Annotated in this window: 16 protein-coding genes; 13 read left to right on the top strand and 3 right to left on the bottom strand. The window is 43.0% G+C overall.

What is annotated here, in order from left to right; translation table 11 throughout:
* Window positions 1-237: 237 nt before the first annotated feature.
* The 11 genes from rpoB (at window position 238) to ACY8DT_RS04460 (ending at window position 18,048) form a co-directional block, all read left to right on the top strand.
* Window positions 238-3,774, top strand: coding sequence for a DNA-directed RNA polymerase subunit beta (rpoB, locus tag ACY8DT_RS04510; RefSeq protein ID WP_462421741.1), 3,537 nt, complete (start codon window positions 238-240; stop codon window positions 3,772-3,774).
* 39 nt (window positions 3,775-3,813) lie between these two features.
* Window positions 3,814-7,431, top strand: coding sequence for a DNA-directed RNA polymerase subunit beta' (gene rpoC, locus ACY8DT_RS04505; protein ID WP_462421740.1), 3,618 nt, complete (start codon window positions 3,814-3,816; stop codon window positions 7,429-7,431).
* A gap of 387 nt (window positions 7,432-7,818) precedes the next feature.
* Window positions 7,819-8,238, top strand: a complete 420-nt coding sequence (gene rpsL, locus ACY8DT_RS04500; protein ID WP_052254912.1) for a 30S ribosomal protein S12 — start codon at window positions 7,819-7,821, stop codon at window positions 8,236-8,238.
* A gap of 75 nt (window positions 8,239-8,313) precedes the next feature.
* A complete protein-coding gene (gene rpsG, locus ACY8DT_RS04495; protein WP_462421739.1) occupies window positions 8,314-8,784 on the top strand; it encodes a 30S ribosomal protein S7 in 471 nt (156 codons plus the stop codon).
* 58 nt (window positions 8,785-8,842) lie between these two features.
* Window positions 8,843-10,924: an elongation factor G gene (fusA, locus tag ACY8DT_RS04490; protein ID WP_462421738.1), complete on the top strand. Its 2,082-nt coding sequence runs from the start codon at window positions 8,843-8,845 to the stop codon at window positions 10,922-10,924.
* Between the two features lie 127 nt (window positions 10,925-11,051).
* Window positions 11,052-12,239: an elongation factor Tu gene (gene tuf / locus ACY8DT_RS04485; protein ID WP_462421737.1), complete on the top strand. Its 1,188-nt coding sequence runs from the start codon at window positions 11,052-11,054 to the stop codon at window positions 12,237-12,239.
* A 129-nt stretch (window positions 12,240-12,368) separates the two neighbouring features.
* Window positions 12,369-13,043 (top strand): response regulator transcription factor, encoded by a 675-nt coding sequence (locus ACY8DT_RS04480; RefSeq protein WP_462421736.1) that lies wholly within the window; start codon window positions 12,369-12,371, stop codon window positions 13,041-13,043.
* Window positions 13,044-13,049: 6 nt separating this feature from the next.
* Window positions 13,050-14,042 (top strand): sensor histidine kinase, encoded by a 993-nt coding sequence (locus tag ACY8DT_RS04475; RefSeq protein WP_462421735.1) that lies wholly within the window; start codon window positions 13,050-13,052, stop codon window positions 14,040-14,042.
* A 100-nt stretch (window positions 14,043-14,142) separates the two neighbouring features.
* Entirely contained in the window at window positions 14,143-14,907 is a 765-nt protein-coding gene (locus tag ACY8DT_RS04470) for an ABC transporter ATP-binding protein (protein WP_462421734.1), read from the top strand.
* Window positions 14,897-16,828, top strand: coding sequence for an ABC transporter permease (locus ACY8DT_RS04465; RefSeq protein WP_462421733.1), 1,932 nt, complete (start codon window positions 14,897-14,899; stop codon window positions 16,826-16,828). The genes ACY8DT_RS04470 and ACY8DT_RS04465 overlap by 11 nt, the downstream gene beginning before the upstream one ends.
* A 194-nt stretch (window positions 16,829-17,022) precedes the next feature.
* Complete coding sequence (locus ACY8DT_RS04460) at window positions 17,023-18,048, top strand: serine hydrolase domain-containing protein (RefSeq protein ID WP_462421732.1); 1,026 nt, start codon at window positions 17,023-17,025, stop codon at window positions 18,046-18,048.
* A gap of 98 nt (window positions 18,049-18,146) precedes the next feature.
* Here ACY8DT_RS04460 and ACY8DT_RS04455 read toward each other — a convergent pair whose 3' ends face one another.
* The 3 genes from ACY8DT_RS04455 to ACY8DT_RS04445 are packed head-to-tail and all read right to left on the bottom strand — an operon-like array spanning window position 18,147 to window position 21,675.
* Window positions 18,147-19,319, bottom strand: coding sequence for a M20 metallopeptidase family protein (locus ACY8DT_RS04455; RefSeq protein ID WP_462421731.1), 1,173 nt, complete (start codon window positions 19,317-19,319; stop codon window positions 18,147-18,149).
* Window positions 19,319-20,509 carry an amidohydrolase gene (locus ACY8DT_RS04450; protein ID WP_462421730.1) on the bottom strand — a complete coding sequence of 397 codons (1,191 nt, stop codon included), beginning with the start codon at window positions 20,507-20,509 and terminating at the stop codon, window positions 19,319-19,321. Before ACY8DT_RS04450 ends, ACY8DT_RS04455 begins: the two co-directional genes overlap by 1 nt.
* Window positions 20,500-21,675 (bottom strand): amidohydrolase, encoded by a 1,176-nt coding sequence (locus tag ACY8DT_RS04445; RefSeq protein ID WP_462421729.1) that lies wholly within the window; start codon window positions 21,673-21,675, stop codon window positions 20,500-20,502. Before ACY8DT_RS04445 ends, ACY8DT_RS04450 begins: the two co-directional genes overlap by 10 nt.
* A gap of 161 nt (window positions 21,676-21,836) precedes the next feature.
* Here ACY8DT_RS04445 and ACY8DT_RS04440 point away from each other — a divergent pair, with 161 nt between their 5' ends.
* Both ACY8DT_RS04440 and ACY8DT_RS04435 read left to right on the top strand, forming a co-directional pair.
* Window positions 21,837-23,027 (top strand): glycine C-acetyltransferase, encoded by a 1,191-nt coding sequence (locus ACY8DT_RS04440; RefSeq protein ID WP_462421728.1) that lies wholly within the window; start codon window positions 21,837-21,839, stop codon window positions 23,025-23,027.
* A gap of 11 nt (window positions 23,028-23,038) precedes the next feature.
* A complete protein-coding gene (locus tag ACY8DT_RS04435) occupies window positions 23,039-23,983 on the top strand; it encodes an NAD-dependent epimerase/dehydratase family protein (protein ID WP_462421727.1) in 945 nt (314 codons plus the stop codon).
* Window positions 23,984-24,002 lie beyond the last annotated feature (19 nt).

Below are 24,002 nucleotides of genomic sequence, written 5' to 3'. Positions count from 1 at the left end.
GAAAATCAATAACCAATTTGACTTGACAAAATACTTGTGTTATAGTTATAGAATGTAAAAATATAATACCAATAAGTATGCACTTTTTGTCTGCTTATTGAAATGGAGCGTATTAAATACTGTTTAATATAAATAGAAAATGGGGTTGATTTCGATTCCGTTTTCTTTTTGTCTTTAAACATTCTAGTATGCTAATGTGTATGTTTTACGTAAATTTTATTAGGGGTGAATCTGTCGATGAGTCAAGTGATTCAATATGGAAGACATGCTACACGCAGGAGCTATGCACGTATCGAAGAGCAATTGGATCTGCCTAACTTGATTGAGATTCAGACCAAGTCTTATGAGTGGTTTTTACAGACGGGTCTGATTGAAATGTTCAAGGATATTTCACCAGTAGAAGATTTTACTGGAAATATGTCATTAGAGTTCGTAGATTATAAACTTGGTGAACCAAAATACGATGAAGATGAGGCAAAGAACCACGATGCAACTTACTCTGCGCCATTACGCGTGAAAGTCCGCTTAGTTATTAAAGAGACAGGCGAAGTGAAAGAGCAGGAAGTATTTATGGGTGACTTCCCATTGATGACGGACACTGGTACTTTCATTATTAATGGAGCTGAACGTGTCATTGTATCCCAGCTCGTACGCAGCCCATCTGTATATTACTCAGAGAAATATGATAAGAATGGTAAGTTGAGCTATGGTGCAACGGTAATACCGAACCGCGGTGCCTGGTTAGAGTATGAAACTGATGCTAAAGACGTTGTCTATGTCCGCATCGACCGTACTCGTAAACTTCCAATCACAGTGCTTGTTCGTGCGCTTGGGTTCTCAACTGACCAGGAAATCATCAACCTTCTTGGTGATAATGAATATATACGCAACACATTAGATAAAGATACTACAGAAACAGTGGATCAGGCATTGCTTGAAATCTATGAGCGTTTACGTCCGGGCGAACCGCCGACGGTGGAAAACGCTAAAAATCTGCTCTACACAAGATTTTTCGATCCAAAGCGTTATGATCTTGCGAACGTTGGTCGTTACAAGATGAATAAAAAGCTTCATCTTAAAAACAGATTGTTCAACCAGGTATTGGCTGAACCGATCGTTGATAAAGAAACAGGAGAAATTGTTGCTGAAAAAGGGGCAACAATCGACCGCAGAACTTTAGATTCAATTACGGATGCACTTGAATCGACAGCTAACCTGGAGACCTATGATCTAGAACAGGGCGCTCTTGATGAGCCTGTTGAAGTGCAGTCGATCAGTGTCGAAGCACCTAACTTTGAAGAAGGAACGACGACAATTATCGGGAATGCGTTTCCTGATGCTGAAGTGAAATCAATCACGCCGTCAGACATCATCTCTTCAATCAGCTACTTCTTCAACTTGTTACACGGTGTCGGTTATACAGATGATATCGACCACCTGGGCAACCGTCGCCTGCGTTCAGTCGGTGAACTGCTGCAGAACCAGTTCAGAATCGGTGTTTCACGTATGGAACGTGTCATCCGTGAACGTATGTCAATCCAGGATGCTGAGTCGATCACACCGCAGCAGCTGATCAACATCCGTCCCGTAATTGCCTCTATCAAAGAATTCTTTGGCAGTTCCCAGTTATCACAGTTCATGGACCAGACAAACCCGTTGGCCGAGTTGACCCATAAACGTCGACTATCAGCGCTTGGACCCGGTGGTCTGACGCGTGAACGTGCCGGATTTGAAGTGCGTGACGTCCACTATTCACACTATGGACGTATGTGTCCGATTGAAACTCCGGAGGGGCCGAACATCGGTCTGATCAATACATTATCAAGTTATGCACGTGTAAACGAATTTGGCTTCATAGAAACTCCGTATAGAAGAGTTGACCATGAAACGAATCGTGTCACTGATCAGATAGATTATCTGACAGCTGACGAAGAGGACAACTATGTTGTGGCGCAGGCCAACTCGATTCTTGATGAAAACAACCGTTTCCAGAATGATGAAATCTTCTGTCGTTTCCGTGGTAATAACACGCAGATGCCAAGAGAACGCATGGACTACATGGATGTATCGCCGAAGCAGGTTGTTTCAGCAGCAACTGCATGTATCCCGTTCCTTGAAAATGATGACTCGAACCGTGCACTGATGGGTGCGAACATGCAGCGTCAGGCGGTACCTCTTCTTATACCTGAATCACCTTATATCGGTACAGGTATGGAGCACGTATCTGCCCGCGATTCAGGTGCAGCAGTAGTATCCAAATATAAAGGCAGAGTTTCCCATGTTGAAGCGAAGGAAATTCATGTGTACCGAATTGAAGAGAAGAACGGCAAAGAAGTCGAAACAGAAAAAGATGTTTACAAGCTGACTAAATTCACACGTTCAAACTCAGGTACATGTTATAACCAGAAGCCGATCATTTCTGTTGGGGACGTTGTTTCCAAAGGTGAAATATTAGCTGATGGACCATCCATGGATAATGGTGAAATGGCTCTTGGCCGTAATCTTGTAGTCGGATTCATGACTTGGGACGGCTATAACTATGAAGATGCTGTAATCATGAGTGAAAGACTTGTTAAAGATGATGTCTATACCTCCATCCATATTGAAGAATATGAATCTGAAGCCCGTGACACTAAACTTGGGCCTGAAGAAATCACTCGTGACATTCCAAACGTTTCAGACAATGCTCTGAAAAAACTGGATGACCGCGGTATAGTCTATATAGGTGCAGAAGTCACGGACGGCGATATTCTTGTTGGAAAAGTAACACCTAAAGGTGTGACTGAACTGACGGCGGAAGAGCGTCTGCTTCATGCGATATTCGGTGAAAAAGCACGTGAAGTGCGAGATACTTCACTTCGCGTACCGCATGGTGCCGGTGGCATCGTCCTGGATGTCAAAGTGTTCAACCGTGAAGACGGTGACGAATTGTCCCCTGGTGTAAACCAGCTTGTAAGAGTTTATATCGTTCAGAAGAGAAAGATCAGCGTCGGAGATAAGATGGTTGGCCGTCATGGTAACAAAGGTGTTATCTCACGTATTCTGCCGGAGGAAGATATGCCGTACCTTCCGGACGGAACTCCTATCGACCTTATGCTAAACCCGCTGGGCGTACCTTCACGTATGAACATCGGACAAGTGCTGGAACTGCACCTGGGAATGGCAGCCCGCGAGATGGGTATAAAGATGGCGTCACCGGTATTCGACGGCGCAAATGAAGATGACGTGTGGAATACGATGGAAGAAGCAGGACTTGCACGAGATGGTAAGACGGCATTGTATGATGGCCGTACAGGAGAACCGTTTGAAAACAGAATTTCTGTTGGTGTAATGTACGTGCTCAAACTGGCTCACATGGTTGACGATAAACTCCATGCGAGAAGTACAGGACCTTATTCACTTGTTACTCAGCAGCCGCTTGGCGGTAAAGCCCAGTTTGGTGGTCAGCGTTTCGGTGAGATGGAAGTATGGGCACTTGAGGCTTATGGTGCTGCGTACACATTACAGGAAATACTGACGGTCAAATCAGATGATACAGTCGGTCGTGTGAAAACTTATGAAGCGATTGTAAAAGGCGAAAACGTTCCAAAACCAGGTGTGCCTGAGTCATTCAGAGTGTTGATGAAAGAGCTTCAGAGCTTGGGATTAAATGTCAAAATCATGGATAATGAAGACAAAGAAGTCGATATGCATGATCTTGAAGATGAGGACAATTCGAATCAGCTGAATGTTAGTGATAAAAAACAAGTTGAAACTGAGAATGTCACTGAGTGATGTACTGAGCTTGATTAAACTTTTAGGGAGGAAAGCTCATTGATAGATGTCAATAGATTTCAATATATGAAAATCGGTCTTGCTTCATCCGAAAAGATTCGTTCTTGGTCATTCGGTGAAGTCAAGAAACCTGAAACAATTAACTATAGAACTTTAAAACCAGAGCGTGATGGTTTATTCTGTGAGAAAATTTTCGGTCCGACGAAGGATTGGGAATGCAGCTGTGGTAAGTATAAGCGTGTACGTTACAAAGGTATGGTATGTGACCGCTGTGGTGTGGAAGTGACACGTGCAAAAGTGCGTCGTGAGAGAATGGGGCACATTGAACTTGCTGCTCCTGTATCTCATATCTGGTATTTCAAAGGTATCCCGTCCAGAATGGGGCTTCTTTTGGATATGTCACCACGTTCATTAGAAGAAATCATTTATTTCGCATCTTATGCAGTCATCAAACCGGGTTCGACCGGCTTAGAGCCCAAGCAGCTCTTATCAGAGAGGGAATACCGTGAGTATTATGATAAGCACGGTAATACTTTCACTGCCAAAATGGGTGCTGAAGCGATTAAGGAACTGCTTCAAAATGTCGATTTGGAAGAAGAATTGGCCCAATTGAGGAAAGAACTTGAATCTGCTACAGGTCAACGCCTGACACGTGCGATCAAGCGACTGGAAGTTGTGGAATCATTCCGTAACTCAGGAAATGAACCTGAGTGGATGATCCTCGATGTACTTCCAATTATTCCACCGGAAATCCGTCCGATGGTACAGTTGGATGGCGGACGTTTTGCAACGAGTGATTTAAACGACTTATACCGTCGTGTAATCAATCGTAACAACCGTCTGAAACGTCTGTTGGATTTGGGTGCTCCTGGAATTATCGTACAAAACGAAAAACGTATGCTGCAGGAATCTGTCGATGCGTTAATCGATAACGGCCGTCGCGGCCGTCCAGTCACCGGGCCGGGCAACCGTCCATTAAAATCGTTGTCTCATATGTTGAAAGGTAAGCAGGGACGTTTCCGTCAAAACTTACTTGGTAAACGTGTAGACTACTCAGGACGTTCGGTTATCGTTGTTGGACCAAACTTGAAAATGTATCAGTGCGGTCTGCCTAAAGAAATGGCTCTTGAGCTGTTCAAGCCTTTCGTCATGAAAGAGCTTGTTCAAAGAGAAATGGCTACTAACATTAAAAATGCCAAAGGTAAAATAGAGCGGATGGAAAGTGAAGTCTGGGATGTTCTGGAAGATGTAATCAGCGAACACCCTGTACTTTTGAACCGTGCACCAACACTTCACCGTTTAGGTATCCAGGCGTTTGAAGCGGTACTGATCGAGGGCAGGGCAATTCAACTGCACCCGTTAGTGACAACTGCTTATAACGCTGACTTTGACGGTGACCAGATGGCGGTTCACGTACCGCTTTCCAAAGAAGCACAGGCAGAGGCGAGAATGCTTATGCTTGCAGCTCAAAATATCCTGAACCCGAAAGATGGAAAACCGGTTGTTACACCATCACAGGATATGGTTCTTGGTAACTATTATTTAACGCTTGAGCGTGAGAATGATAAACGTGAAGGTCACATTTTCAAAGATGCGAATGAAGTCATCATGGCTTACACAAATGGCTATGTCGGTCTTCATACAAGAATCGGTGTACATGCCGGCTCATTGGATATTGAAAAAGTATCTGAAGAAAATCGCAGCAAAGTAATGTTGACTACGGTCGGTAAAATGATATTCAACGAAATCATGCCACCGTCATTTCCGTATATAAATGAACCGACAAGAACAAACCTTGAAAATAAAACACCTGATGAATACTTCGTACAAGTTGGAGAGTTGGGTGAAGGCGGCTTGAAAGAATATTATAAAGACAGACCGCTTGTCGACCCATTCGATAAAGGTTATCTTGGCCAGATCATCGCTGAAATCTTCAATAAGTTCCACATTACAGAAACATCTGTAATGTTGGACCTTATGAAAGATCTGGGCTTCAAGTATTCTTCCAAAGCAGGTATTACGGTTGGCGTTTCCGATATTGTAGTACTGCCGGATAAACAGCAGATCATTGATGAAACAGATGCTAAAGTTGAAAAAGTGCAGAAACAGTTCTCACGTGGTCTGATTACAGAGCATGAGCGTTACAGCACAGTCATTGAACTTTGGACTAAAGCAAAAGATGTCATCCAGGAAAAACTGATGCAGTCATTGGACAGGTTGAACCCTATCTTCATGATGAGTGACTCAGGTGCACGTGGTAACGCATCAAACTTCACTCAGCTCGCAGGTATGCGTGGTCTGATGGCCAACCCGTCTGGAGAGATCATCGAACTGCCGATCACATCAAGCTTCCGTGAAGGATTGACAGTACTAGAGTACTTCATATCCACACACGGTGCGCGTAAAGGTCTTGCGGATACCGCGCTGAAAACTGCTGACTCAGGTTATCTGACACGTCGTCTTGTAGACGTCGCACAAGATGTGATTGTCCGTGAAAAAGACTGTGGTACTGATAAAGGTCTGCTGGTTTCAGCACTCACAGAAGGATCTGAGCTTATTGAACCGCTGATCGACCGTCTTGAAGGCCGTTACGCGAAAGAGACAATCAGAAACCCTGAAACTAAAGAGATTATTGTACGTTCAAACGAACTGATTACAGTTGAAACATCTAAAGAAATTGTAAACAGTGGTATTGAAGAGGTTTATATCCGTTCAGCATTCACTTGTAATACACGTCATGGTGTATGTGAACGCTGTTATGGTAAAAATCTTGCAACCGGTGAAAAAGTTGAAGTCGGTGAAGCAGTGGGTACAATCGCAGCTCAATCAATCGGTGAGCCGGGTACACAGCTTACAATGCGTACATTCCATACAGGCGGGGTAGCCGGAAGTGATATCACTCAAGGTCTTCCTCGTATCCAGGAATTGTTTGAAGCACGTAATCCTAAAGGTCAGGCTGTCGTTACCGAAATCGGCGGCGAAGTGACAGATATCGAAATTGTCAAAGATCGCCAGCAGGAAATCAAGATCAAAGGCGAACAGGAAACAAGGACATATACTGCGCTTGGTGCAGCAAGACTGAAAGTCGAGATTGGTGATACAGTCATTCCAGGTGAACCGTTAAGCGAAGGTTCAATCGAACCGAAAGAATTATTGACGATTGCCGGATTGAACAGAACTCAGGAATATCTGCTTAAAGAAGTTCAAAAGGTATACCGTATGCAAGGTGTGGAAATTGATGATAAGCACGTTGAAGTAATGGTCAGACAGATGTTACGAAAAGTGAGGATCATCGATGCCGGAGATACTACGCTACTACCGGGCGCGTTGGTTGAAGTCCACTCATTTACGGATGCGAATAAAGAAATCTTTAAGAAGAGAAAACGTCCGGCAACAGCTAAACCTGTATTGCTTGGAATCACAAAAGCATCACTTGAAACTGAAAGCTTCCTGTCAGCTGCAAGTTTCCAGGAGACGACAAGAGTTCTTACGGATGCAGCAATTAAAGGTAAACGGGATGACCTGCTCGGGCTCAAAGAGAACGTCATTATCGGTAAGCTGATACCAGCAGGTACCGGTATGCCGAGATACCGTGATGTTGAAGTCGATGCCGAGTTGCCCGAAGTGGAAGAAAAAGAAACAGTGACAGAAGAATAATATAGATTTTAAAGAGCTTCGGTAAACAATTTGTTTACTGCTGCTCTTTTTCTATAAAACTGAATGTGTGAGCAGTATTACAGCGATGCAGCGCCGGAAGGATTCCGGGTTATATCTTATGATTAAACCCTTGTATCACACGGCTTATCTTGTTATCATTACTACTTGAGGCATTTATGGGAATAATACTCGAAAATGCTTGACAATAGCATTTTTAAAGTGCTATTATTGTTAAGGTTACTCTATAATGGGTAATTTACCTCTTAGAGAGCAATTTAGATGCGAAATTGTAAGAATTTATTCTTGCAGATTTTTTATACTCTAAAAATGAACCACCTGGATGTGTGGTATTACAAAATCTTGATAAAGGGAGGAGGACTATTCAAAATGCCAACTATTAATCAGTTAATCAGAAAGCCGCGTAAGTCTAAAAGCCAAAGCACAGACTCACCAGCACTGAACAGAGGTTTCAACAGTCTTAAGAAGCGCGTGACGAAAGAATCTGCGCCTCATAAACGTGGTGTTTGTACTCGTGTAGGTACGATGACTCCAAAGAAACCAAACTCAGCGCTGCGTAAATATGCTCGTGTGAGACTTTCCAACAACATCGAAGTTAACGCTTATATCCCTGGTATCGGCCATAACCTTCAAGAGCACAGTGTTGTTCTTATCCGTGGCGGACGTGTTAAAGACTTACCGGGTGTACGTTATCATGTTGTACGTGGTGCACTTGATACTTCAGGTGTTGACGGACGTATGCAGGGCCGTTCACTGTATGGAGCCAAGAAGCCTAAAGCTAAAAAATAATTGAAGTCACTGATTCTATTAAATGAATTAAACTTTTGACGAATAAATGATAATATTTGAAGGGAGGATTACAATATGCCTCGTAAAGGTCCAGTTCCAAAAAGAGATGTGTTGCCAGATCCGATTCACAACTCAAAACTGATCACAAAATTAATCAACAAAATGATGGTTGACGGTAAGCGTGGTACTTCACAAAGTATCTTATACAGCGCATTCGATTTAGTGCAGGAACGTTCAGGCAGAGATGCTATGGAGGTTTTCGATGAAGCGATCGAGAACATCATGCCTGTACTTGAAGTCAAAGCACGTCGTGTTGGTGGTTCAAACTACCAGGTGCCTGTGGAAGTACGCCCGGAACGCCGTACGACTCTGAGTCTCCGTTGGCTTGTGAACTACGCTCGTCTGCGTGGGGAAAAAACAATGGTAGAGAGATTAGCGAACGAAATTCTTGACGCTGCAAACAACACCGGTGGTGCTGTTAAGAGACGTGAAGAAGTGCACAAAATGGCAGAAGCTAACAGAGCATTTGCTCACTACCGCTGGTAGTGTCAGTGCCTGATAGTAATAAATTTCAATCCATTTTTGGAAGGAGAAAAGAATACTCATGGCAAGACCATTCTCGTTAGATAATACGCGTAACATCGGTATCATGGCTCACATCGATGCTGGTAAGACTACGACGACTGAACGTATTCTTTATTACACAGGACGTATCCACAAACTTGGTGAAACACACGAAGGTGCTTCACAGATGGACTGGATGGCGCAGGAGCAGGAACGTGGTATCACGATCACATCTGCTGCGACAACAGCCCAGTGGGACGGACACCGTGTAAATATCATTGATACACCTGGACACGTAGACTTCACTGTTGAAGTTGAACGTTCACTTCGTGTACTTGATAGTGCGGTTACAGTACTTGATGCACAGTCAGGTGTTGAACCACAAACAGAAACAGTGTGGCGTCAAGCGACGACATACGGCGTTCCAAGACTTGTGTTCGTAAACAAAATGGACAAAGTCGGTGCTGACTTCAAGTATGCAGTAGGCACTGTACAAGACCGTTTACAAGCGAATATTCACCCAGTCCAGCTTCCGATTGGTGCTGAAGACAATTTCACAGGCATCATTGATCTTGTAGAAATGAAGGCATACAACTACGGTAACGACATAGGGACAGAGATTGAAGAGATAGCGATCCCTGCAGAGTATGAAGCTGAAGCAGCAGAAGCAAGAGACGCTCTTATCGAAGGTTTGGCCGACGTCAACGAAGACGTTATGGAAAAATACCTTGGCGGAGAAGAGTTTACTGTAGAAGAGCTCAAAGCAGCAATTCGTCAGGCAACTTGTGATGTTGAATTCTACCCTGCACTTTGCGGAACTGCATTTAAAAACAAAGGCGTTCAATTATTGCTTAACGCAGTAGTGGACTACCTGCCATCTCCATTAGACGTTAAACCGATTGTCGGTCATAAAACGGATAATGAAGAGGAAGAATATATTGCAAAACCAGATGACTCTGAGCCGTTTGCAGCACTTGCGTTTAAAGTAATGACTGACCCTTATGTAGGTAAACTTACTTTCTTCCGCGTGTACTCAGGTACACTCGATGCTGGTTCTTACGTTCAGAACACTACTAAAGGCAAACGTGAACGTGTTGGCCGTATCTTACAGATGCACGCTAACTCACGTGAAGAGATCTCTACTGTTTATGCAGGAGATATCGCAGCTGCAGTAGGTCTGAAAGACACTGGTACGGGTGATACCCTTACACAAGAGAAACTTGACATCATTCTTGAATCCATGGATTTCCCAGAGCCGGTTATTCACTTATCAGTTGAGCCTAAATCCAAGGCTGACCAGGATAAGATGACTACAGCTCTAGTGAAACTTCAGGAAGAAGACCCTACGTTTACTGCACGTACTGACAATGAAACCGGTCAGGTTATCATTGGCGGTATGGGTGAATTACACTTGGATGTACTTGTTGACCGTATGAAACGTGAATTCAAAGTTGAATGTAACGTTGGTGCGCCAATGGTATCTTACCGTGAAACATTTAAAACAGCGGCTAAAGTTCAAGGTAAATTCGCTCGTCAGTCTGGTGGACGCGGACAGTTTGGTGATGTTCATATTGAATTCACACCTAACGAACAAGGTGCAGGTTTTGAATTCGAAGACAATATCGTCGGCGGTGCAGTACCACGTGAATTCATACCTTCGGTTGAAGCCGGAGTCAGAGATTCATTAGAAAATGGTGTACTTGCAGGCTACCCGATGGTAGACGTCAAAGCAAGACTTTTTGATGGTTCATACCACGATGTCGATTCATCTGAGATGGCTTTCAAAATTGCTGCATCATTGGCTTTGAAAGAAGCTGCGAAAGTTTGTGATCCGGTTATTTTAGAACCTATGATGAAGGTAGAAATCGTTATGCCTGAAGAATACATGGGTGATATCATGGGTGACGTAACAAGCCGTCGTGGACGTGTTGAAGGTATGGACGCCCGTGGTAACGCACAAGTCGTCAATGCATTCGTTCCACTTTCTGAAATGTTCGGTTATGCGACAGCATTGCGTTCAAACACTCAGGGCCGCGGAACTTATTCAATGTCTTTCGATCATTACGAAGAAGTACCAAAATCAGTTGCTGAAGAAATCATCAAGAAAAATACTGGTGAATAATTTATAAACTTGATTTTTGTATATGAATCGTATATAAGTGACTTAGAAACAACTCTGGAAAGTGTTATACTTTTCCCGGGGCAACTATAAAAAACTAATTTCTTTAAATAAGGAGATGTATTTTAAAATGGCAAAAGAAAAATTCGACCGTTCGAAAACACATGCTAACATCGGTACAATTGGTCACGTTGACCACGGTAAAACAACTTTAACAGCTGCAATCGCAACTGTACTTGCTAAACATGGTGACACTACAGCTCAGAGCTACGCTGAGATTGATAACGCACCAGAAGAAAAAGAGCGTGGTATTACAATCAACACGTCTCACATCGAGTACGAAACTGATACTCGTCACTATGCACACGTTGACTGCCCAGGTCACGCTGACTACGTTAAAAACATGATCACTGGTGCAGCACAAATGGATGGAGCTATCCTTGTTGTATCTGCAGCAGATGGCCCGATGCCACAAACTCGTGAGCACATCCTGCTTTCACGTAACGTTGGTGTTCCAGCACTAGTAGTATTCTTGAACAAAGTTGACCAGGTGGACGACGAAGAACTACTTGAATTAGTAGAAATGGAAGTTCGCGAGCTTCTTTCTGAATATGACTTCCCTGGTGATGACATTCCAGTTATTGCTGGTTCTGCACTTAAAGCTCTTGAAGGCGATGCAGACATGGAACAAAGAATCCTTGATCTTATGCAAGCAGTAGATGAGTTCATCCCTACTCCTGAGCGTGACTCTGACAAGCCGTTCATGATGCCGGTTGAGGACGTATTCACAATCACTGGCCGTGGTACTGTTGCAACAGGCCGTGTTGACCGTGGTCAAATCAAAGTTGGTGACGAAGTTGAAATCATCGGACTTGCTGAAGAATCACACAAAACAACTATCACTGGTGTAGAAATGTTCCGTAAGCTTCTTGACTATGCTGAAGCTGGTGACAACATTGGTGCATTACTGCGTGGTGTATCCCGCGAAGATATCCAGCGTGGACAAGTGCTTGCAGCACCTGGTTCAATTACACCACACACAAACTTCAAAGCTGAAGTTTATGTTCTTTCAAAAGAAGAGGGTGGACGTCATACTCCATTCTTCACTAACTACCGCCCACAGTTCTACTTCCGTACTACGGATGTAACTGGTGTAGTAAACCTTCCAGAAGGAACTGAAATGGTTATGCCTGGAGACAACGTTGAAATTGATGTTGAACTTATTTCTCCAATCGCGATTGAAGACGGTACTCGTTTCTCAATCCGTGAAGGTGGACGTACTGTAGGTTCAGGCGTTGTTACTGAAATCAAAAAATAATCTGTGATTATATATTTGAAGCGCAAAATCTTAAATAAGGTTTTGCGCTTTTTTTGTTTTTATAACCGGTATTTATAACGTATACTATTATAAATGAAATACCTTTAATTCAGAAGGAGGTATAAAGCAGTGGAATTACTTATTATTGAAGACGATGATGTGCTTCTTGATGAGTTGATCATACGCTTTAAAGAGTGGGACGTGGATGCGCACGGCATAGAGGATTTCTCGGATGTAATGAGCGACTTTATAAAGTTGGAACCGTCGCTCGTCATCATTGATATCACTCTGCCCAAGTACGACGGTTTTCACTGGTGCCGCATGATCAGAAATATTTCCAGAGTACCCATAATATTTTTATCTTCGAGAGATCATCCGACTGACATGGTCATGAGCATGCAGATGGGTGCAGATGATTATATGCAAAAACCGTTCAATTTTGAAGTGCTGAACGCCAAAGTACAGGCATTGTTAAGACGTACATATGAATATCAGAATAAAGAACTGGATGTATTTAAATTCAGAAATGCGATATTCGATTTCAAGAAATTGATTATCACAGTGGATGATCATACTGTGGAACTGACAAAGAATGAATCATATATTCTGTCCATACTGTCACAGAATGCAGGAGATACTGTATCGAGGACAGAAATCATTGAGGCACTGTGGGACGACTCAAAATTTATCAGTGATAATACATTAACGGTCAATGTTAACCGTCTGCGAAAAAAACTGGAAAATATCGGTTTGAAAGAAGCGATCCATACTAAAACCGGAATCGGTTATATTTTAAAGGAGTAGTGGTCGATGTACTGGCAAGAAAACATACCGGTCTTCATATTATTTTTCCTACTTAATATTTCAATATTATTAATCGGTTTACTGGACAACGGAATACCCAATATATCTGTAATCTATATATTTTTATTCAATCTGATCATATTAATCGTATATATAATTTGGGATTATGGACGGAAAAGGAAGTTTTACAATGATTTCGAAAACCTTGAAACGTTGAATGATGTGGTGGGTTTGACGAAAGGAAATACACCGGCGCAGCATGAAATTTATGAAAAGCTGGATGAACTGCGCGTGACGCATCAGCGGCAGCTTGATGAAGAATCTTTGAAAACAAAGGAAAATCTGGATGAGCTTACACGTTTCATCCATGATATGAAAATGCCGATGACAACGATGAAACTGATGCTGGATGATTTACCGGAAACAGAAGGCAATAGATTGCTGAGTGAGTGGACACGGCTGAATGGTATGCTGAACGAAGTGCTGTATTTAAAAAGATTGCCGAATATAAAGAATGATCTGTACATAGAATCGCTCGATTTAAATATTGTATTGAACAGCTCGATCAGGAAATTAAAAGAAATATGCATCAGAAAATGTATCGGCTTCGATATCGATCTGCAGGAAAATATCGTATATACGGATATGAAATGGTGTCAGTTCATCATTGATCAGCTGATCACGAACAGTGTGAAATATTCCGAGGATAATGATATCGTCATCCGGAGCAGCGCGGAGAAGGGGTTTACAATGCTCACAATTACGGATTATGGAAGAGGTATAGAGAAGCGGGATCTGGAAAGGATTTTTGAAGCCGGATTTACATCGACAGGAGATCATCATGACGAACAGTCGACGGGAATGGGTCTGTATATAGCCAAAAATGTCTCAGAGACATTGAACATTGAACTTACTGCTGAATCATCATACGAAAAATATACGACCATGACACTTGAGTTCAATAAAGAGAATCAATTCACCAATATAACTGCTAAGTGACAAAAATGTCACTTAGCAGTGTTTTTTGTTCGCTCAATCAAACGATGTCATTATATTTTCTAGTTACAATATATATAAGAGAAATACAGGAGGGTTAATAATGACATTATTAGAAGCACAAAATATAAAGAAGAGTTTTGGTAATAAGTTCAACCGCACAGATGTCCTGAAAGGTATAGATATCAATTTGAACAGAGGAGAATTCGTGTCCATAATGGGCGCATCAGGTTCTGGTAAAACGACACTGCTCAATGTTTTAAGTTCTATCGACCGGGTTACAAGCGGCCAAATTTATATCGACGGTACAGATTTCACGTCATTGAAAGATAAAAAACTGGCAGATTTCAGAAAAAATGACCTCGGTTTTATTTTTCAAGATTATAATCTGCTCGACACTTTGACCGTTAAGGAAAATATCATGCTGCCGCTCGCCATAAGGGACATGACTAAGAAGGAAGCTTCGGCCCATTTTGATAAAGTGGCGGGGGAATTGGGAATTACAGATTTGGCAAATAAATACCCAAGTCAGGTTTCGGGCGGACAGGCACAGCGTACAAGTGCTGCCCGTGCATTCATTCATCAACCGAAAATCATATTTGCGGATGAACCGACAGGAGCGCTTGATTCTAAATCGGCAAGCGATCTTTTAAAGAAGCTCCAGCAGTTGAACAGTACGTTAGAAACAAGCATATTGATGGTGACGCATGATGCTGCAGCATCCAGCTTCTCACATCGAGTGGTCTTTTTGAAAGACGGCCAGGTATACACTTCATTGACGCGCGGAGATATGACACAGGAAAATTACTATCAGGAAATTCTGGATACACAGCGTGTGCTGGGTGGTGTGATTGAAGATGCTGAATAGTTTAATCATAAAAAACTTTTTGAGAAATATAAAAAACTATGCCTTGTATATTTTTGCGCTCATCTTCAGTGTGTCCTTGTTTTTTTCACTCGTACTGCTGTCGTTGGATGATGCTGCATCAGCCGAAATTTCAGGAAATACGGGCTTATCCTCTCTCTTTATGGTGGGGTCTGTAGTAATATTCATCATCATTTCATTATTTGTCATGTTTGCCAATATGATTTTTATTAAAAGACGCCATAAGGAATTGGCACTTTATCAATTGATAGGGATGGACAGGCTCAGGGTATTCAGAATTTTGGCGCTGGAAAATTTCATGATTTACTTTGGCAGTCTGATAGGCGGTATACTGCTTGGGTTCTTTATATCCCGATTGCTGCTCCTCTTGCTTTTAAGAATAATGAGAGTGGATATGCTGGTAAATATGAGTTTTTCTTTTACCGCAGTATGGATTACAGCTGCAGTATTCATTGTGATATTCATCATTTTGATGATCCAAAATTATATATTTTTAAGAAGCTCTTCATTGATCAGACTGCTTAAGCTCAATAAAACCTCCGAAACAGCAGGCAAGCCGGTGGGCATCGGTACGATTATCATGGGGGTCATCGGGCTTGTCATGGTGGGTTACGGCTATTACATGTCAGGAGAATTATTTGAAAGTGCCATGGGGAATCCCTTCATGCTGCCGGTTAATATGTTGATCATCCTATTTTTAACGATTGCCGGTACTTATATTACATTTAAATATTCGATCACATTTATATTGAATCTGATACGCCGGGCGAAAAATGGACATGTGGATGTAAACGATGTGCTGTCGATTACAAGCGTGATGTTTAAAATGCGGTCAAATGCATTTTTACTGACGGTGATCACAGTCATCACAGCTATCAGTATTACGGCGATGTCACTGAGTTATATCAGTTATTATTCGACGGACAAAATGCTTAATAGTACCGATCCGTATGAGTATACTGTGTATTCGGAAGAGGATTTGAATTTCTATGAAGAACTGTTGAATGATGAAGGTATTGAAATTGAACGTATGGAGAAGTCTTTCATCCACTTTGGATTGGAAGAAGAAAATGAAAAAGGCGAAGAAAACGAAGGCAGTTTATTTCAAAACAGTGTAGTCGTTGCAAGTGAAAACGAGTTCGAAGGCTTCGATGTGGGCAAAAATGAATCTCATGTTACCGGTCATTTAGCAATTCAGGATATGTTCAGTGAACATGAAGTCGGTGATCAGATGACATTCACTGATGAAAAATATTTCACACGGACGGTGGAAGTCGTTGACGTCGATGATAAGGCGGTCATCCCCTCGAACGTATCCTACGGGCTGCCTGTCGTGATCGTGGACGACGAGGTCTATCAGAATCTATATGATAATCAGCCGGATTCAAACAGTGAGAATGATATGCCGACTGATATGTACGCTTTTAATATTGCAGGAGATGACTCCAGTGAGATTTTTGAACTGATGGACGATGAAAATAATCCGCCATTCAGTTCTAAACTTCAATCATACGAAGAGATGGTCAAGATGACAGGAATGATGACATTTATCATCGGGTTTTTAGGTTTTGCATTTTTACTGACATCCGGCTGTATATTATACTTTAAACAGATTGATGAATGTGAAAATGAAAAGGGCAGTTACAGCGTACTGCGCAGACTTGGCTTCAGGGAAAGTGAAATATTACGTGGTCTCGCTTTGAAAATGGCAATCACATTCGGTATACCGTTGATCATCGGCTTGCTGCACACGTATTTTGCCGTGCAATCGGGATGGTTCATATTCGGAATTGAGATGTGGACCCCGATGTTGATAGTGATGGGAGCATATACTGTGCTGTATTCAATATTTGCCGTGATTTCGCTTGGATATTATAAAAAAGTTGTGAGAGCAAGTATATAGTTGAAGATTATTCTGACCATCCTGAAGCGGCAACTGCTTTCAGGGTGGTTTCATTGTAATATTGCACAATGATACTTTTGATGATATGATCGAAAAGATAAAAGGGGGAGAATGAGATGATTCATTATCAAATATGAAAAGGCTAGTTGGATGTGTTTTAAGCAAGTATAAAATACATTCAGGGGGAACTGAAAATGAATGATAAGGTGAATTGGAATCATTTAGCAGACAGGCAAAAGGAACTTGAATTTTCAGGCAGCATTTACGTTGAAAGTAATGATGAGATACTGTTCTCGGACGGTTTTGGTTTTGCCAACAAGTCGGAAAAAATTTTGAACCAGCCGGATACAAGATTCTCTATAGCCTCGGGAAGCAAGATTTTTACATCTGCTGCAATCTGCAGGCTGGCAGGGGATGGAAAGCTGGCTTTTAATACGAAGCTCATCGACTGTCTGGATACTGAATTTCCACACTTTGATGAGGATATCACCATACATCATCTGCTGACCCACACATCCGGTGTACCGGATTATTTTGACGAGGATGAAATGGATGATTTTGAAGAACTTTGGGAAGTGCTTCCGATGTACAGGGTGCGCTCGACGAAAGATTTTCTGCCGATGTTCCAATATGAGAAGATGGCTGGTGCAGCCGGCAGTCCATTTAACTATAATAATACCGGCTATATCATTTTAGGTATGGTGGTTGAGCAGGTCAGCGGCATGGCGTTCGCAGATTATATAGAGGAGCATATATTTCAAAGGGCAAGTATGTATGATTCAGGGTATTTTTCAGCGGACGAATTACCCGGCAATGTGGCGATGGGCTATATGGAAAAATCTGACGGCACATGGAAATCCAACATCTTTTCACTGCCTGCTAAGGGCGGTCCGGATGGCGGCGCTTATGTGACTGCTGCGGATATCGGTTTATTTTGGAAAGCATTGAAGGATGGTAAAATTTTAACAGAAGAAATGATGCGGGTATTTCTGAAACCTCAGGTGAGTGTAGGGGAAGATATTCATTATGGCTACTCGGGATATATGGAAACGTCTGGAGAAGGTGTAGTTAAATATATCCAGATGGGATATGACCCCGGCGTGAATTTCCGTGCTGTGCATTATCCCGGTGAGGACATTACCATCGTCGTATGTTCCAATAAATCAGATGATGCCTACGAAATATTGAAAGAAGCGGAAAATTTAATATTGCCGAAGTAAATGAAAAGGTCAAAATCCTATTTGGGATTTTGACCTTTTTTCGTATTTGCTGTGATATTTCTAGCTATGTGAGCAGTTCTGACAAACCTATCATTTTTTTAAACTTCTCTAAATCCGGTAATCAATCTCAAATATGACTCGACGCCTGCTTTCATTCCATCTTCATCGATGTTGAATTTCGGATGGTGATGTGGATAGTCTGTCCCGAGTGCTGTATTCTTCGTTCCGATGTTATAGAATGCACCTGGTATTTTCTCAAGATAGTAGGCGAAGTCTTCGCCGCCCATTGAAGTCTCAACTTCTTCAACGCTTGTAATAAAATCCGTATCGCCGCCGGAAGTTTCCACCAGCAGATCGACCTCTGCATCGGTGTTCAATACTGCAGGGTATCCTTTTTCATAATCGAGCTCACATTTTAGATTGAAGCTGTCTTCAATCCCTTTACGGATGCCTTCCATGCGTCCGATAACTTGCTCCTGGACACTTTTTTCAAATGTACGGACTGTTCCGGCGACTTCTGACTTGGTCGGTATGATATTGAATGCACTGCCGGCATTGAACATGGATGCAGTGACGACTGCCGATTTCAATGGATCTACGGTCCTCGAAACAATCGTCTGCAGCTGCTGGATCAGTGAAGCGGATGCGACAACCGGGTCGATCGCTTCGTGCGGCTCTGCACCGTGGCCGCCTCTTCCGATTATATTGAATGTAAAAGCGTCGGCACTCGCATGTTTATATCCGTACGAATAGCCGAGTGTGCCGACGGGGTATTTGCTTGAGACATGAATACCATAAATATAATCCACATTTTCAAGTACGCCGGCTTCGACCATGCTTTTCGCTCCACCGGGCAGCTGTTCTTCAGCATGCTGGAATATGAATACGACATTGACTGGCAGGGCATCTTGATTCTCACATAATATTTTAGCCGTGGTTATCAGCATTGCTGTGTGGGCATCGTGGCCGCATGCATGCATCGCGCCGTCAATTTCCGACTTATACTCTACATCATTTTCTTCCTGGATTGCGAGTGCATCAAAATCCGCACGGAGTCCGACTGTTTTATAATCATCGCTGACCTGTAATCTCGCACTTAAACCATTTCCGCCGACGTCTCTTTTTATTTCCAGAGGAAGGTCCTTGATCTGATCGTATATATAGGCTTTGGTCTTCTCTTCCTGGAATGACAGTTCGGGATATCTGTGCATGTGACGACGCACGGCTGCCATCTCTTCGAATCTGGATTCTATCTCCTGTTTTATATCCATTACTTTGACGCCTCCTCTTCAAAATATATGAACACTGAGCGCAGCATCACTGACAATGCATTGATCAGTCCTTTTTCATCGATATCGAACATGCCGTGATGATGTGGATAATCGGCTCTGAAACTGGCGTTCTTCACGCCTGTATAATAAAACGTCCCGGGCACTCTTTGCAAATAGTAGGAAAAGTCTTCCCCTCCGAGATCCGCTTCCAGAGACTGGACCTGGCTGACAGTAGAGACCTCATTCGAGGCCTGGATGATCATATCCGTTTTTTCATCGTCATTGACTACAGGCGGGTAGCCTTTCATGTAATCCAGGTCATATGAGATTCCGGTCATCGTGACCAGCCCCTCAAGACACCTTTTCAACTCTTTGATCATGACATCCTGCGTCTCTTTGTTGAATGTCCGGATAGTTCCCCCGACTTCGACTTCATCAGGAATGACATTATGCTGGTGGCCGCCGTTGAACATCGTGATCGACAGCACGACAGGCTCCATTGGAGAAGCTTTGCGTGTAACGGCATATTGCATCTGGTTGCAGAATGAAATCGCAGCAGCGAGGGGGTCGATTGCACCGTCGGGCTTCGAAGCGTGTCCGCCACGGCCTTTGATCTTCACCGTGAAGTCGTCCGGCATGCCGGTTGCTGTTCCTTTTTTATAGCCGATTGTACCGATATCGAGACTCGTGGATACATGCTGGCCGAATATTGCATCCACACCGTCGAGACATCCGTCGGCAATCATCTGTATCGCACCGCCGGGATCGACTTCCTCGGCATGCTGGAATATGAATACTACGTTCCCTTTAAGCGAATTTCTATTTTCACTTAAAATACGTGCAGCTGTCATGATTACAGAAGTATGTGCATCATGTCCGCACGCATGCATCACTCCAGGCACTACAGAGCGGTATGGCACGTCTTTCTGGTCATGGATGGGTAATGCGTCAAAATCGGCACGAAGTGCAATTGTGGGCAGATTCTCATCGATTATGAGCTTGGCGACGACACCGCGTCCGCCGACGCCTTCACGCACATCCAATCCCAGTTCATGAAGATAGTTTGCGATATAAGCCGGGGTGTGCACTTCCTTAAAGGATAATTCAGGGTTCATATGGAAATGCCTGCGCAGTTTCACCAGTTCATTGAAGCTGCCACTGGCCAATTTCTCTATCTCTTTTAACTCCATTTGATCACCTGCTCAAGCTCAAGTATTTTCATGAACATGGATAATCCGCTGACCATGGCATCTTCATCCAGATCAAACATCGAATGGTGATGGACATAAGTTGAGTTCTTATCATTGTTGCCGGAGCCGGTAAAGAAAAATGCGCCGGGCTTTTCCAGAATGTAATAACTGAAATCTTCCCCGATCATCAACGGCTTTGCGGTTTCGAAAGGGAGTCCCAGATCTTTCGCTGCCTGTTCGATGACTTCTGCCTCATCATCATGATTGATGACTGCAGGATAACCGTAGTTATAATAAAGTTCGCCTTCGGCACCACGTTTTTTTGCTGTAAGTTCCACTTCATTCTGGAATATTTCATAAATCTTGTCTTTGATTTCAGGTTTGAAAGTACGTACAGTACCTACAATTTCAGCGGTATCAGGTATGACATTAAACGCTGTGCCCGCACTGACTTTGCCGAAAGTGACAACGGCATTGTCAACAGGGGAGATCTGTCTTGAAACCACGCTCTGCAAGTTTGTGATGACCTCCGCGGCAATCAGTACAGGATCGACTGCCTCATGGGGATGTGCGGCGTGTCCGCCTTTACCATGAATGGTAATGACAAAGTAATCCGGACTTGAAATTATCGGACCCGGTTTTACCTTGATGGTATGTGTCGGATACTGGCTCCAGTAATGCTGGCCGTATACTTTGTCGATACCATCCAGTACGTCATCTTCCACCATCGAGACAGCGCCGCCGGGCTGGACTTCTTCGGCAAACTGGAAGATGAACGACACGGATCCGGCTAATCTGCCTGCTTTTTGCTGTTCATTCAAAATATCCACCAGGGCGAATAAAGTACTCGTATGACCGTCATGGCCGCAGGCATGCATGACACCATCGACCGTTGATTTATACGGCACATCCTTGTCATCCTGGATCGGCAGCGCATCGAAATCCGCACGGATTGCTATGTGGGGGCGACCTTCACCAAAAGTCGCGAGCAGCCCTTTGCCGCCGACCTTTTCACGGATTTTCAAACTATCGTATTGTTGTAAATATTTTAATATATATTTATAAGTTTCCTCTTCATGGAATGATACTTCCGGATGCATATGCAGATACCTTCTATGCTCGATCATTTTAGGAAGGATGGATTCAGCCAAATCATTTATAGTCATATACTAACCTCCATTTTGATAATAGTTCATTTTAACAAAAATTTTTAATTTTTTAAACTATTTGATGTAGAAAGAATACTTCGATTACTAGGATTATACCAGTTTTCATTAAAAGAAAGCGCTTAATTATGATAGAATTAATGATGAGAGGAGAGAGGTAAATGTCTAAAATTTTAAACGATTACTTATCAGCTAACCTTAAGGAGTTAAAGGATAACGGTCTATATAATGAAATCAATGTGGTGAAGGGCGCAAACGGTGCAAAAATCAATATTGATGATAAAGAATTAATCAATTTATCTTCTAATAACTATTTAGGGCTGGCAACGAACGAAACGTTGAAGAAAGCAGCGAAGGAAACAATCGATTCACATGGTGTCGGAGCGGGCGCGGTCAGAACTATCAACGGTACGCTCGATGTCCATGTTGAGCTGGAGGAAACACTGGCAAAATTTAAAGGGACGGAAAGTGCGGTCGCATTCCAGTCCGGTTTTAACTGTAATATGGCAGCGATTCAGGCAGTGATGAACAAGGAAGATGCAATTCTTTCCGACGAACTGAACCATGCTTCAATCATCGACGGATGCCGTCTGTCGCGTGCGAAAATCATCCGTGTAAACCATTCGGATATGGATGACTTGAGAAAAAAGGCAAAAGAAGCTGTGGAGTCGGGTCAATATAAGAAAGTGATGTATATCACTGACGGTGTGTTCTCAATGGACGGTGACGTTGCGAAACTGCCTGAAATCGTTGAAATCGCGAAAGAATTCGATCTGATCACTTATGTCGATGATGCCCACGGTTCAGGTGTAATGGGCAAAGGAGCAGGCACTGTAAAACACTTCGGACTTGAAAAAGATGTAGATATCCAGATGGGGACCCTGTCCAAAGCGATCGGAGTGGTCGGCGGTTATGTGGCCGGTACACAGGAACTGATCGATTACTTAAAAGTGGCGGCGCGTCCATTCCTGTTTTCAACATCATTGACGCCGGGAGATACGAAAGCAATCAATGAAGCAATCAAGATGTTGATGGCTTCAACTGAACTGCATGACCAGCTGTGGGAAAACGGCAATTATTTGAAGAGCGGATTAAAAGAGCTGGGCTTTGATATCGGTAATTCAGAAACACCGATTACACCTTGTATCATCGGGGATGAGAAAACCACGCAGGAATTCTCAAAGCGCCTGATGGAAGAGGGCGTCTATGCGAAATCCATCGTCTTCCCGACGGTGCCGAGAGGCACAGGACGTGTGCGTAATATGCCGATGGCATCACATACGAAAGAGATGCTGAATGATGCACTTAAAATCTATGAGAAAGTCGGAAAAGAACTGAAGGTTATTTCCTGAAGGGGTTTATTATGAAAAGAATTTTAATAACAGGGGCGCTTGGACAGATTGGAACTGAGCTGACAGTAAGATTAAGGGAAATATACGGTGAAGAAAATGTTCTGCCGACAGATATCAATGAACCGGAGGAAGGGCCATTAAAAGGCAAACCGTTTAAAATACTGGATGTAAGAAGGTATAATGAGATGGTAGAGCTCGCGGATGAATTTGAGCCGGACACCATCATGCATATGGCGGCGCTGCTCAGTGCAACATGTGAAGAGAGACCCATGATAGCATGGGATATAAATATGGGCGGACTGGTCAACGCCCTTGAAGTTGCAAGGACCAGGAACCTTAAATTTTTCACACCGAGTTCAATCGGAGCTTTCGGTCCATCAACACCTAAAAAAGATACACCTCAGACGACGATACAAAGACCGACTTCCATGTATGGCGTGAATAAAGTCTCAGGCGAACTGCTCTGTGACTATTACCATTCGAAATTTGGCGTGGATACACGCGGAGTGCGCTTTCCAGGTTTGATATCACACATTAAAGAACCTGGCGGCGGCACGACAGACTACGCTGTAGAAATATTTTTCGAAGCAGTTAAGAAGGGCAGCTATACATCCTATATAGGACAGGGGACTTATATGGACATGATGTATATGGATGATGCGATTGATGCCATCATCAAGTTGATGGAGGCAGATGAGGAAAATCTGATTGACCGCAATGCATTCAATGTCACTGCGATGAGTATCGAACCGGAAACTGTTGCCGGTGAAATAAAAAAACACATTCCGGAATTTGAGTTGTCATATGATGTGGATCCTGTACGTCAGGGCCTTGCAGAGAGCTGGCCGGATGCCATTGACGTGAGTGCTGCGAAAGAGCAGTGGGGTTTCAATCCTAAGTATGATTTAGAAAAAATGACCGTAGAAATGATCAATGCAATAAGAGAAAAATTATAAGAAGGCTTTTGCCTTCTTA

The sequence above is a fragment of the Salinicoccus sp. Marseille-QA3875 genome (assembly GCF_054950095.1).
The sequence above is the reverse complement of the archived record's forward strand: the minus strand, read 5'-3'. Positions and strand labels throughout refer to the sequence as shown.